This window comes from Saccharothrix mutabilis subsp. mutabilis (genome assembly GCF_039521145.1).
In the GTDB taxonomy this organism is placed as follows: domain Bacteria; phylum Actinomycetota; class Actinomycetes; order Mycobacteriales; family Pseudonocardiaceae; genus Actinosynnema; species Actinosynnema mutabilis.
Genome location: NZ_BAAABU010000014.1, coordinates 1 through 13,116, shown reverse-complemented (window position 1 = coordinate 13,116; position 13,116 = coordinate 1). Strand labels below are relative to the sequence as shown.

9 protein-coding genes are annotated in these 13,116 nt (G+C 72.9%); 6 read left to right on the top strand and 3 right to left on the bottom strand.

Annotation, left to right across the window (positions count from 1 at the left end):
* The first annotated feature begins 78 nt into the window (after nucleotides 1–78).
* Nucleotides 79–735, top strand: a complete 657-nt coding sequence (locus tag ABD126_RS25690; RefSeq protein ID WP_343936484.1) for a DUF899 domain-containing protein — start codon at nucleotides 79–81, stop codon at nucleotides 733–735.
* A 236-nt stretch (nucleotides 736–971) separates the two neighbouring features.
* Complete coding sequence (locus ABD126_RS25685; RefSeq protein WP_343936483.1) at nucleotides 972–2,357, top strand: condensation domain-containing protein; 1,386 nt, start codon at nucleotides 972–974, stop codon at nucleotides 2,355–2,357.
* Nucleotides 2,358–2,409: 52 nt separating this feature from the next.
* On the opposite strand, the gene ABD126_RS25680 is transcribed toward ABD126_RS25685, so the two are convergent.
* The gene (locus ABD126_RS25680) at nucleotides 2,410–3,312 is read right to left on the bottom strand and encodes a DMT family transporter (protein ID WP_343936482.1); all 903 of its coding nucleotides are present in this window, start codon (nucleotides 3,310–3,312) and stop codon (nucleotides 2,410–2,412) included.
* Between the two features lie 74 nt (nucleotides 3,313–3,386).
* Here ABD126_RS25680 and ABD126_RS25675 point away from each other — a divergent pair, with 74 nt between their 5' ends.
* From ABD126_RS25675 to ABD126_RS25665, 3 genes are all read left to right on the top strand, one after another.
* Nucleotides 3,387–4,298: a LysR family transcriptional regulator gene (locus tag ABD126_RS25675; RefSeq protein WP_343936481.1), complete on the top strand. Its 912-nt coding sequence runs from the start codon at nucleotides 3,387–3,389 to the stop codon at nucleotides 4,296–4,298.
* A gap of 104 nt (nucleotides 4,299–4,402) precedes the next feature.
* Nucleotides 4,403–5,047, top strand: coding sequence for a hypothetical protein (locus tag ABD126_RS25670; protein WP_343936480.1), 645 nt, complete (start codon nucleotides 4,403–4,405; stop codon nucleotides 5,045–5,047).
* Nucleotides 5,044–6,774, top strand: a complete 1,731-nt coding sequence (locus ABD126_RS25665; protein ID WP_343936479.1) for a trypsin-like peptidase domain-containing protein — start codon at nucleotides 5,044–5,046, stop codon at nucleotides 6,772–6,774. Before ABD126_RS25670 ends, ABD126_RS25665 begins: the two co-directional genes overlap by 4 nt.
* Before the next feature lie 200 nt (nucleotides 6,775–6,974).
* Here the strand turns inward: ABD126_RS25665 and ABD126_RS25660 are convergent, their stop codons facing one another.
* Nucleotides 6,975–7,829 carry a hypothetical protein gene (locus ABD126_RS25660; RefSeq protein ID WP_343936478.1) on the bottom strand — a complete coding sequence of 285 codons (855 nt, stop codon included), beginning with the start codon at nucleotides 7,827–7,829 and terminating at the stop codon, nucleotides 6,975–6,977.
* Nucleotides 7,826–12,283 (bottom strand): nSTAND1 domain-containing NTPase, encoded by a 4,458-nt coding sequence (locus ABD126_RS25655; protein WP_343936477.1) that lies wholly within the window; start codon nucleotides 12,281–12,283, stop codon nucleotides 7,826–7,828. Before ABD126_RS25655 ends, ABD126_RS25660 begins: the two co-directional genes overlap by 4 nt.
* Nucleotides 12,284–12,815: 532 nt before the next feature.
* Here ABD126_RS25655 and ABD126_RS25650 point away from each other — a divergent pair.
* The coding region (locus ABD126_RS25650; protein WP_343936476.1) for an endo-1,4-beta-xylanase at nucleotides 12,816–13,116 on the top strand (301 nt) is incomplete at its 3' end.

Sequence of the window (13,116 nt, the reverse complement as noted above, 5' to 3'; positions counted from 1 at the left end):
CGGAGATGCTCGCCGACCGGCCGCCCGGAAAGGTGGAGGTGAAGCCAAGGACGAGCCCGAAGACCAGGAGTTGTCGCGATGACACTGCCCGAAGTCGTGTCCCGAGAAGAGTGGTGGGCGGCGCGTACTCCCCTCCTCGCCAAGGAGAAGGAGCACAGCAAGGCGCGCGACGCGCTGCACGCCCAGCGCCGCGCACTGCCGATGTTCCCCGTCGAGAACTACGTCTTCGACACGGCCGACGGCAAACGCAGCCTGGTCGAGCTGTTCGAGGGCCGGCGGCAGCTCATCGTGTACCACTTCATGAAGCCGTCGGACTCCGGCAACCAGTTCTGCGTGGGCTGCTCGTTCTGGATCGACAACATGCCGTACCACATGGAGCACCTGCACGCGCGGGACACGACGCTGATGGTCGACTGCCCGGTCCCGCTGGCCGACTTCCTCGCGCACCGGGAGCGGATGGGCTGGAAGGTCAAGGCGGTCTCCTCCGCGGGCACCAGCTTCTACGACGACTTCAACTTCGACCTGGTCCCCGGGGCGACCACGATCCCCGGCATCACGGTGTTCATCCGCGACGACGACGACAACGTGTACTGCTCGTACTCGACCGCCTTCCGCGGCACCGACCTGGTCAACAACACCTACAACTACCTCGACCTGACCGCGTTGGGCCGGCAGGAAGAGGGGCTGCCCTTCAAGTGGGCCTGGTTGAAGTACCACGACGAGTACGACAACTGACCCCGGTCCCGGGGCGGGTCGTTCGTCCGGCGCGTGACCCCTCGGCGTGGCCGATTGTCCTTCCAGGGCAACGGCCACGCCGTTTCGCGTGTCCGGGGACCGGACGGGGGGAGCACTTCGGGAGATGTGCCCCGCCACGGCGGTGGGGAACGATTCCCCGCAGCGCACACCTCGCCGAGAAAGCGGGTCCCCACCATGACTTCCAGCCTTGTCGCGCCCGGAACGGACGGCCGCCGATGACCATCGAACACCAGCTCCCGAGGACCGGCGACACCGGAGCCACCCGCCCGCTGTCGGCCAACGAGGAATTCCTGTGCGCCTTCGACCGGGGCGACGAACTCGGCGTGTTCGGCCCGCGCGGGATCGTCCTGGCCGGCTGGCGCGTGCGGGGCCGGTTGGACCTGCCGACCGTGCAGCTCGCGCTGGACGACGTCGTCGCGCGGCACGAGGTCCTGCGCACCTCCCTGGTGCGGGACAAGGACGCGCCCTACGCGCGCGTCTTCCCGCCGAGCCCGGTCGACCTCGCGGTGGTGGACCTCCCGCCCGCCGACGCGGCCGACCGCGAGCAGCAGGCGCACGAGTTCCTCAACGACGTCGACCAGGCGGGCCGGCTCGCCGCCAAGGAGATGCCGTTGCTCCAGGCCACCCTCGGGCGCTTCGACGACGAGGACGCCGTGCTCGTGCTGGTCACCAACCACCTGGTCAGCGACGGCTGGTCGATGCACGTGATCATGCGCGACTTCGCCGTCCGCTACGCCAAGCGGCGCGGCGCGCCCGCGCCCGAACTGCCGGAGACGCGCCAGTTCGGCGAGTTCGTCCAGTGGCAGCGGGAGGCCCGCACCAGCGAGTCCGCCGCGATCGCCCGCGAGTACTGGCGGGAGAAGCTGGCCGGCGGGACCATGGTCACCACCCCCACCGACCGGCCCCGGCGGTTCGACGTGCCGCCGGTGTACGCGGTGCACCGGTTCCTGTTCGACCGGGAGCTGGTCAGCGCGACCACCGCGCTGGCCGAGTCGCTCAACAGCTCGTCGTTCATGGTCTTCTTCGCGTGCTGGAACCTGTTCCTGCACCGCCGCACCGGTGTCAGCGACATCGCCACGCCGATCATCACCGCCGGCCGCACCGAACCCGCGTTCGAGGACACGGTGGGCCCGCTGTTCAACTTCCTGCCGATCCGGACCGATCTGTCCGGGTGCGCGAGCTTCGCCGACCTGGTGCACCGGACGCGGTCGGTGCTGCTGGAGGCGTACTCGCACTACCTGCCGTTCAACGACATCATCGCCCAGTCCGCGCCGGAGCTGATGCGCAGCACGACCATCAACGTCAACAGCGTGGTCACCGCGTTCCAGATCTCGCAGTTCCCGCCGGACGCGGAGGCCGAGGGCATCGGCGACATCCGGTACACGGCGCTGCGCCGGCGGTTGATCTCGTCGGTGGACACCTCGGAGATCCCGGACGGCAACCTGTGGGACTTCGACCTGGACCCGTCCGGCGACCTGGTCGGCGTGGTGAAGTTCAACAGCCTCGACTTCGACGAGTCCACGATCGTGGAGATGGTCGACGAGTACCGCGAGTTGCTGCGCGCGTCGCTGAAGGCCCCGGACGCGCCGCTGCCCGGGTAGCAGGCGCGGACGAGAACCCCGCCGGCGACCGCGGGGTTCTCGTCGGCGGCCCTCAGCGCCGGGCCCCGCCCACGAACGCGACCGAGCCCAGCACGACCGCGCAGCCCACCAGTTGCAGCGCGCCGGGCCGTTCGGACAGCAGCACGACGCCCAGCAGGATCGCCGCCACCGGCTGGACCAGCATCAGCGTCGCCCCCTTGGAGCTGGACATCCGGGGCAGCGCGGTGGAGATCAGCATCCAGCCCACGACTTGGCCGACCACCGCCAGCGCCACCAGCCAGCCCAGCGCGGGCCAGCCGGGGGTGAGGTCCAGCCGGCCGGTGGGCAGGCCCATCCCGGCGGCCACCACGCCCGCCGACACGGTGGCCAGCAGCAACGTGTGCTCCCGGGCCCCCGGGCCGGTGCTGTGCCGGATCAGCACCAGGTAGGCGGCGTAACCCACGCCGGCGCCCAGGGCCAGCACCGCGCCCAGGACCGGGTCCGGCCCGAACGCCGGGGTGCCCGCCAGGCCGCCCGCCAGCACGATCCCGCCCAGCAGCACCGGCACCGCGACCAGGAACCGGCCCGACGGCCGCTCCCCGTAGGCCAGGAACGCCACCGCGGGCACGATTACCACCTGCACGGACAGGATGACCGTCGCCACGCCCGCGCCGACCAGCGCGATCGCGTCGCCCCACAGCACGAAGTCCACGCCCAGCCCGACGCCCGCGAGCAGCGGCAGGACGATCCGCCGCCGGGCCGTGCCGCGCCTGCGTTCGAACCACACCAGCGCCACCAGCACCGGCAGGGAGATCAGGCAGCGCCAGAACGCGCTGGTGCTGCCGGTGGTCCCGGACACCTTGATGAACACCGACGACAGTGCGATGCAGACGCTGCCCAGGGCCGCGAGCAGGGCCGGGTGCACCCGCGCCGGCGTGGCGCGCGCGCCGGTGGGGCGGGCTTCGGTGGTGGTCACGGCCCCCAGCCTCGCCCGCGCGACTGTCAAGGACAAGCGACTGTTCTTCAGCGGAACCCGGTAGCATCGCTACCGTGTTGAGTTTGGAGCGGATGCGTGCGCTGCACGCCGTGGCCACGCACGGCACGGTCGCGGCGGCGGCCGTGGCGCTGCACGTCACGCCGTCCGGGGTGTCGCAGCAACTGGCGAAGCTGGAGCGCGAGGCCGGGCAGCGGCTGCTCGAACCGCACGGCCGCACGGTCCGGCTCACCACCGCCGGGCACGTGCTGGCCCGGCACGCCGAGCGCATCCTGGCCCAGGTCGAGCAGGCGCGCACGGAGCTGGAGCTGCTGCGCGACGACGTCACCGGCACGGTCCGGGTCGGCGCGATCCCCACCACCGTGCACGCCCTCCTGCCGCCCGCGCTGGCGGCGCTGCGCGACCGGCACCCCGGCCTGGCGGTGACGCTGGAGGAGGGCGAGGCCGAGGAGACGCTGCCGCGCGTGGTCGAGGGCGCGTTGGACGTGGCCGTGCTGGAGAGCTGGGAGCACCGGCCGGTGGCGCTGCCCGCGACCATGACGAGCACCACCCTGCTGCACGACGTGGCGGACCTGGTGCTGCCCGCGTCGCACCGCTTGGCGCACCGCAAGAGCGTGGACCTGGCCGAGGTGGACGACATCCCGTGGATCGGCTGGAGCGCCGGGTCGGGCTGCTACGACTGGTTGGCGCACGTGCTGCGCCGGCACGGCGTGACATCCCGGATCAGCTGCACCATCGGCAACTACCCCACCCAGCTCGCGCTGGTCGCGGGCAACGTGGGCGCGGCCGTCGTGCCGCGGCTGGGCCGGGACTCGGTGCCCGACGGCGTGCGCGTCCTGGCCACCCGCCCGGCGCTCAACCGGACGATCTACGCGGTGACCCGGTCCGAGGACGACGAGCGCGGCGCGATCCGCGCGTGCGTGGACGCGTTGACCGTCGCGTCGGAACGGTTCCAGCACCTGACCTGAGGGGCGGATGTCGTTGCGCCGTACGGGTCAACGGGCGTGCGACCGGCGGAAACTTCCGGTAGGTTCCGCGTCCGGCCGGCCGGTGCGATCAATACGATGAGCGCGTGAGCGACTCCCCCCAGCCGCCGGGAAGACCCGCCGTCGTCGTCCTGTTCTCCGTCGCCGCCGCCGCGCTGCTGGGCGCGTCCGCGTTGACGGCCGTGGCCATCGCCGACAGCGGACCCGCCGGTGGCGACCCGGTCGTGGTGGGCGACCGCCCGTCCCCCACGCCGCGCACGCCCACCTCCCGCGCCGCCGGCCTGCCGATGTGCATCGTCGGCACGTGGCGGACGGTCGAGGACAGCCTGATGCTCAAGTTCTACACCGACGCCGACCGCATCCCGTTCAGCGGAGCGGGCCGCCGCTACGAGTTCCGGCCCGACGGCACCGCGACGGAGTTCCAGGAGAACTGGACCCTGACCGGCAGCTACCAGGGCAACGAGCTGCGGCTGGTCGGCAACGGCAGCACCGAGTTCACCTGGACGGCCACCGACAAGCAGGTCACCTACCTGGCCCGCACGAAGACGTCGGTGGTGTACGAGTCCTACGACCAGCGCGGCCACATCGGGACGACGCCGCAGGAGGTCAAGGCGGACCTGAACGAGGTGGACGAGTACACCTGCCAGGGCAACCAGTTCGTCGAGCAGAACGCCGCCAACGGCTACCGCTCGGTGTGGGTGCGCGTCGAGGGAACGGGGCTGTACGGGTGATCCGCCGAACGACGATCCTGCCGGCAGTTGCTCTCGCCCTCGCCGCTCTCGCCGCACCTCCCGCCCTCGCAGCGGCTCCCTCCAGCCCCGAGGAGCGGGCGGCGGCGCTCGCCCGGCCCGGCGTCGTGTTCATCTCCGTCACCTGGCACGGCTGGGTGCGGGACAAGCGCACCGGCGAGGTCTTCGGCGGCACCGGGGGCTTCGAGGTCAAGACCTCCTGCAGCGGCGCGATCGTCACGCCCGACGGGCACGTCGCCACCGCCAGCCACTGCGTCCACACCGGACCGCACGGCGGCGGCGGGGCGCTGTTCGCGGCGGCGGTCGCGGAGTTGGCCAAGGTCGGCCGGGTGCGGGACGAGGCCAAGGCGCGCCGCGACTTCGCCGAGCACGGCCAAGCCGAGGGGGCGACCCCGGACAGCCCGGTCGACCGCTCCATCCAGGTGGAACGCATGGAGGCCAAGGGTTCCGAGCAGGTCCGCGACATCGCGCCGGCCACCGTCGTGGACCTGGTCGCGCCCGAGGACGGTGACGTCGCCGTGCTCAAGATCCCGCGCGAACACCTGCCCGCCATGGAGGTCCGCGACGAGCAGACCGCCGTCGGCACGCCGATCCTGGCGATCGGCTACCCCGGTTCGGCGAGCGCGGCCGTGGACCCGAGCCTGGAACCCAGCAGCAAGAACGGCCAGATCTCCGCGCGGCGCACCCAGCAGGGCCGGCCGTTCTACGAGTTCAGCGCCGCCGCCACGCACGGCATGAGCGGCGGGCCGGTGGTGGACATGGACGGCGGGATCGTCGGCCTGGTCAGCCAGGGTTCGCCGGGCGAGACGCAGTCGTTCAACCTCGCCGCGTCCTCGCAGACGTTGACCGACGTGTTGAAGGGCAAGGAGATCAAGGCCGCGGTCGGCGACCACGACCGCGACTACCGGACCGGGCTGGACAGGTACTTCGAGGGCGACTACGACGCGGCGGTCGAGTACTTCGACGCCGTGCTCGCCGGGTCGCCGGGGCACCAGCAGGCGAGCGAGTACCGGAAGCTGGCGGCGGACAAGGGCGGCAAGCCGGGCGGCGCGCCGACGTTGCTGATCGTGTTCGCGGTGCTGTGCGCGGGCATCGCGATCGCGACGGCGACCGCCGGCACGGCAGTCCTGATGACCCGCCGCAAGCGCCTCGCGGCGGCAAGCGCACCGGTCCTCGCGACACCGGGCGCCGGCTTCCCCGTTCCCAGCACTGCCACCCCGGCCGGCGGCTTCGCGCCCACCCCGCCGACCCCGGCCGGTGGGTTCGCGCCCTACCCGCCGACCCCGAGCGGTGGTTTCGCCTCCGGGCCGGGGCTGTCCGCGCCCGTGCACCCCGCCACGCCCGGCGGCGGCTTCGCGCCCGCCCCCACGCCCGGCGACGGCCTGCCGGCTCAGCCCGGCACGCCGGGAGGCGGGTTCGCGGCTCAGCCAGTGCCGAGCGGCGTCCCCGCCTCCGAAGCCACCACGGACAAGGTGACCGCCCGCGACCTACCAGTTGTTCTCGGCGGTCAGCCACAGCACCACGGCCAGCCCGATGCCCAGGAAGCTGAACGGCGACACGGCCCCCTCCGCCAGGACCAGCCCGACCAGCAGGCCGATCCCGGCGGCGGCCAGGTACAGCCGGGGACCCCACTTGCGGCTCAGCCAGGCGCCGACCAGCCCCACGACGGCGACCAGGCTCGTCAGCGAGGCGAACACCAGGGCCCGTAACGAGCCGTCGTCCCAGTCCGCGCCGTGGTCGGCCTCGTCCACCCAGCCCACGAGGCCGACCACGAGCACGAACAGGTTCGACAGCGTCAACAGCACCAGCAGCGCCACGGTGGCGCCGGACTTCCGCGCCCGTACCGGTTGCGACATGACAGTCCCCTCTCGACAGTGGAACCCTCGGTTCCCCGGTCAGAGCAGGACTGTCAGCCGGTCGTTCCCGGTGCCGGGGGTGGAAGTTTCCGGTTCCGGGCTGCGCGTTCGACCTCCGCCAGGTCCGCCGCGGTCACCAGGCGGGTCTCCGCCGCGCGCCGCGCCACCGCGAAGCGGATGTTCTGCAACCGGCCCACGTGCGGCGCCAGGTACGGGTCGTCGGCCACCCCGAACGCGACCGCCGAGATGGCCCGGATGGCGTCGTCCACGCGCTGCGGCCGGTGCAGGTTCCACGCGTAGCCGTGCCAGTGCAGGACCCGCTCGTAGATCTCCTTGTTCGACGGCGGGCGCGGGTAGTCGTCCTTGCCCGCGAGCCACGGCTCGCACAGCGCCAGCGCCACGTACCAGTCCCGGCCGCCACGCGGCAGGCTCGGGCCCTTGCCGGTCGCCTCGCCCTCCGGCGGGGCCACCGGTGGCGCGCCCTCCGACGCCGAGACGTCGATGTTCACGACCAGGTCGGTGAAGCCGAGCGGGCCCTGGCGGCCCAGCAGCAGCACGAGCTGGTTCTCGCCGCGGTCCAGCAGCGCCGACATCGACCGCGCGAGGATCACCCGCCGCGCGCCGCCGGGCGCGTCGAACAGGCTCGACAGCTGGGCCTCGCCCGCGCCGAGCCAGTGCAGCGCCACCGTGTCGGTCCCGACGACCAGCTCCCCGACCAGCCGGGACACGTGCGGCGCGCAGTCGGGCAGGGTCAGCGCGACCCGGCCGGGCACCCGCTCGCCGACGTGCGGCGCGCGGCCGAACACCAGCGACTCGCCGGGCCGCAGCACGACCGCGCCCACCCCGGAGGCGCGCACCACGACCGTCGGCATGGCGACCCCCTCCACCCCCACCGGCACTCCGGTCATTCCGGGCACGTCGGCGCACTCCCCCGGTCCGGGCCGAGCGCGTTCCACTCCTCGGCCAGCGTGTCGCGGTCCAGCAGCCCGCACAACACCCGGGTGGCGTGCGCGGTGTCGAGGTGCCACAGCCGCGCGACGCCGTCGGCGCCGACGCTGAGCACGCGTTCCCCCTTGCTGTCGAACTCCAGGTCGTTCAACTGGTCCTCGTGCCGGTCCAGCCGCACCAGGAACCGCCGGTCCTCCACGTTCCACAGCCGCACCACGGTGTCCTGGCTCGCGGTGGCCAGCGACCTGCCGTCGGGGCTGAACGCGACCCGCCGGATGGTCGAGTCGCTGCCGGTCAGCTCGCCGACGAGCTGCCCGTCGCGCACCCGCCACAGCTTGACGATCCGGTCCGACCCGCCGGTGGCGAGCAGGGCGCCGTCGGGGCTGAAGTCGGCGTCGATGGCGATGCCGTCGTGGCCGGGCAGGATGGTCAGCTCCGCGCCGGGGTCCACCAGGTTCCACAGGCCGACCTTGCCCGCGGACAGCGGCACGGCCAGCGTCCGGCCGTCCGGGCTGAACGCGATGCCGGTGGGGTGGTTGCCGACCGGGGACTTCGGGTCGTCGTTGCGCGGCTCGGCGCGGGTCGGGCGGCGCAGCGGCGACAGGGACAGGTCGCCCGCGCGCAGCAGGAGGATCTCGTCGCGGTCCACGTCGGTGACGGTGGCCGGGGCGCGGCCGGCGATGGCGATCTGCTTGCCGTCGGGGCTGTAGCGCATGCTGGCCATGACGGTGCCGGGCCGGCTGAACCGCCGCTGCTCGGCGACGTCGGACACCCGCCACACGACCACCGCGCCGTCCTCGCCGGAGGTCGCCAGCTCCTTGCCGTCGGGGGCGAAGTCCACGTCGTAGGCCGCGCCCTCGTGCGCCTTGACCCGCTTGACCAGGTCGCCGGTGGTGGTGTCCCACACCTCCAGGAACCCGGCCCCGTCCACGGTGGCCATCAGCTTGTCGTCGGGGTGGAACGCCACGGCGATGGCCGACCCGTGCCGGTCGCCCATCACGGTCTGCCCGAGCTGCCACACGGTGATCTCGCCGGACGAGTCGCCGCCGATCATGGTGTGCCCGTCGGCGGTCACGGTGATGCCGAACGTGGTCACCGACCGGGTCGCCAGGCGCGCCACCAGGACCAGGCTGGTCGGGTCCCACGAGTAGACGCTGGTGCCGTTGCCGCTGGCGACGATCGCGTTGCCCTTGGCGCTGAACCCGACCGAGGTCAGGCTGCCCTCGGGCGACTCCAGGGTGGCGCGGGTGGCCCAGGTGCCGGTGTCCCACAGCCGCACGGTGCCGTCGGTGGACGCGGTGGCCACGGTGGGGCCTGCCGGGTCGAACGCGATCGACTGGACCGCGGCGGTGTGGCCGACCAGGCTCGCCACCGTCGCACCGTCGGCGATGCGCCGGACCTGCACGTTGTTGCCGTCGGTGACGGCCAGGAGGTTCTTGTCCGGGCTCATCGCCATGAAGATCGACGGCGTGGTCACCGGCACCACGGCGCGTTCGGCGAAGGTCTTGGTGTTCCAGACGACCAGGCCGCGTTCGGTGAACGACACGACCTCGGTGCCGTCGCGGGACAGGACGGTGTCGATGCCGGCGCCGGGCAGGTCCCGGATCTTCTCCCGCTTCTCCACGTCCCACAGCGCCACGGTCTTCTTGTCGGGGTTGGCGGTGGCGAGCAGCTTGCCGTCCTGGCTGATCGACACCGTGCGGTACCAGCCGTCGCCGTCGTCCAGCACGGTGATCAGCTTGCGGGTGGGGACGTCCCACAGCCGCAGCGAGCCGTCGTTGCCGCCGCTGGCCAGCACCTTGCCGTCGCCCGACACCGCGACCGAGGAGATCACGCCGTCGTGGCGGTCGGTCATCCGGCCCCGGTAGCCGTCCACCGCGTTGGCCAGCAGCGCGCTGCGGCTCTCCACGGTCTGGCCCGCCTGCCACGCGCCCAGGGCGTTGAGCACGCTGCGCCGCGGGTCCACGCCGCGCGCGAGGGAGGACTCGGCGGCCAGTTGGCGGGACAGGTTCAGGAACCCGGAGGCCTCGGCCCGGTCGCGCTGGTTCTTGGCGTCCTGCTGGAGGTTGGTGGCCACGACGATCGCGCCGGCGGCGACCAGCAGCAGCACGCTCAGCGCGGCGACCAGGGTCCGCAGCCGCCGGGTGCGGCGGCGCTGCGCGAGCTGCCCGGCCTGTTCGGCGGCGGTGGAGCGGGCCAGGAACTCCTGCTCGGCCGGTTGCAGCCGGACGCGGTCGCGGGCGGAGTCCAGCCAGGCGGTCAGCGACGCCAGCCGCACGCCCCGGTACAGGTCGTCGGCGTGCTGCCCGGACTCCAGCCACACCCGCACGGCGTCGGTGAACCGGCGGTGCTGGATCAGGCCGGCGCGGTCCTCGTCGATCCAGCCGCGCAGCCGGGGCCACGCGGACAGCAGCGCCTCGTGACTCAGGCGGGCGCCGGTGCCGTCCACGGTGACCAGGCGGGCGCTGATGAGCTGGTCGAGGATGACCGGGGCGGGCAGTTCGCGCGGGTCCACGCGGCGGCGCACGGCGGTGCCGTCGTCGAACACCGTCACCATGCGCAGCAACGTGGTGCGCAGCAGGTTCCGGCCCAGCGGGTCGAGCCGGTCGTGGATCTCGTCGGCGGTGCGCGCGACCGCGCCGTCGATGCCGCCCGCGCGGCGGTAGGCGGCGAGGGTGAGCATGTTGCCCTCGCGGTGGTTCCACGTCTCGCGCAGGGCGTGCGCGAGCCGGGGCAGCGCGCCGGGGTCGTAGCCGATCTCGCCGCGCACGCCCAGGTCGGCGATGAGCCGTTCGGGCAGGCCGGTCTCGACCTCCAGGCCCGCGTCCCGGGCCGGCACGACGATGGCCTGGCGCAGCTCGGTGGCGTCCATCGGGCCGAGCACGACCGGAGCCTGCAAGGCGGGTCTCAAGGGTGCCAACTCGATGCACCGGTCGACCAGGTCGGCGCGCACGGCGAGCACGACGATGGCCGGGCTCGCCGAGGTCAGCGCGGTGGCGTAGGCGATCCGGTCGGCCTCGGGCGCGCCGTAGGTGAACAGCTCCTCGAACTGGTCGACCAGGATCACCGGCCGGGTCGCGGTCTCGCCGACCGACCGGGCGCACGTCTCGCCGAACTTCGCGGGCGTCTGCCGGATGACCCGCGCCCACTCGTCCGCGTCCAGCGCGGAGTGGGCGGCCATGGCGGTGGCCAGGCCGCGGACCGGGTCCGGGCCGGGGGTGAGCACGATCTGCGGCCAGTCCGCGAGGTCGGGCCCGTCGCCGCCGGCCAGCGCGGGCAGCAGGCCCGCGCGCAGCACCGACGACTTGCCCGAGCCGGACGCGCCGACCACCACCACGGGCTCGCCGCCGTCGAGCTGCTCGGCCAGGCGCACCAACAGGTCGGTGACGACGTGGTCGCGCCCGTGGAACAGCGCCGCGTCCGAGCGGTCGAACCCGGACAGGCCGGGGTAGGGGCAGACGGGCTTGCTGCTGTAGGGCATCCGGCGGGTGCCGGGCTTGCGCTCCTGGGCCCGCATGATCGCCCGGACCAGGCGGCCCTGGTCGCGTTCCTTGGAGGGTCCGGGCAGGGTCGGCTGGGCCGAGCGGACGGTGCCGCCGGAGTAGGAGGCCGCCTCGGCGGCGGTGATCAGGGCGGTGGCCGACTCGAACCGCCGGGCGGGGTCCTTGGCGAGGCCGCGCAGGACGACCCGGTCGAGCGCGGGGGTGATGGTCGGGATGAACACCGACGGCGCGGGCGGCGGCTGGAGCAGGTGGCCCGCGACCTTGGCGGCCATGTCGGCGGCCGGGTAGGGCAGGCGGCCGGTCAGGCACTCGAACAGCACGCAGGCCAGCGAGTACTGGTCGGAGCGGCCGTCGACGTCGCTGCGGGAGAGCCGTTCGGGGGCCATGTAGTCCCACGAGCCGATCAGGTCGCCGGACTGGGTCAGCACGGTGGCGTCGGGCGAGGTCTCGCGGGCGATGCCGAAGTCGGCGAGGTAGGCGCGCCCGGCCCCGTCGACCAGGATGTTGGAGGGCTTGACGTCCCGGTGCACCAGGCCGGCCTCGTGGGCGGCGTCCAGCGCGCGGGCGACCTGGCGCAGCACGGCCAAGGCCCGGTCCTGGTCCACCTGGCCCTGTCCCATCATGCGCCGCAGGTCGGTGCCGTCGACCAGTTGCATGTCGAGGAACAGCTGGCCGTCGATCTCGCCGAAGTCGTGCACCGGCACGATGTTCGGGTGGCTCAGCGAGGCCGCCAGCCGGGCCTCGCGCTGGAACCGGGCCCGGAACTCGGGGTCGGCCACCGAGGCGGGCAGCTTCTTCAGCGCCACGACCCGGTCGTGCACCGTGTCGTGCGCCCGGTACACCACGCCCATACCGCCCTGGCCGAGCATGCCGAGGATCCGGTACGGCCCGAAATCGGCCTCGTCGGTCACCGCCACTCCCCCATCTCGCGATCGGTCCACCCTACTGAGATCCCCCGACACCCCCGCGGGTTCCTACGCCATCCGGCCGCCGCGACCCGCGTGTGCGGAGCGATCTTCCCCCGCGCGGTCGCCGGGCGAAGATCCGCCCCGGGTTCTCCGGCGACTTCGAGGTGCGCCCGACCGGTGACGCGCCGGCCGGCCACCGCTTTCCGGTCCTCTGTGGACTGACCGCGCCAGGCACGCACGTCCACAAGTGCGACCGGCGGACGTGGTGCGGTGAGCGGGGAACGGGCTCGTCGCGCAAACCGGGCGGCACCGCGCCGGACGAGCGCGCGGTGCGAGACGCCGTCGCCCAAGCCCTCGACGCTGTCGAATAGTTTCGAAACGTTTCGAATGCGCTGACCTCCCCACACCTCAGGTCAGCGCACCGAAGCGCGTCTCAGTACGGCCTTGCCGGCACTATCTGTTTCGGTCAATACTGCTAAAAGTTTCAGGCCTGGAACACGACGACGTCCCCAGTGCTCCCCAGAAGGTGCCAAACATGAAGCTGACATCGAGGTCAGTGTCGCGCGCCGCGCTCGTGTCATCGGTGCTCGCCGCCGTGACCATGAGCGCCGGCCTGCTCGTGGCGACCTCCGCGAACGCCGCGACCACGCTCGGCGCGTCCGCGGCCCAGTCGGGCCGCTACTTCGGCACGGCCGTGGCCGCGAACAAGTTGAGCGACTCGACGTACGTGGGCATCCTGAACCGCGAGTTCGACATGGTCACCGCCGAGAACGAGATGAAGATCGACGCGACCGAGCCGAACCAGAACCAGTTCACCTACGGCAACGCCGACCGCA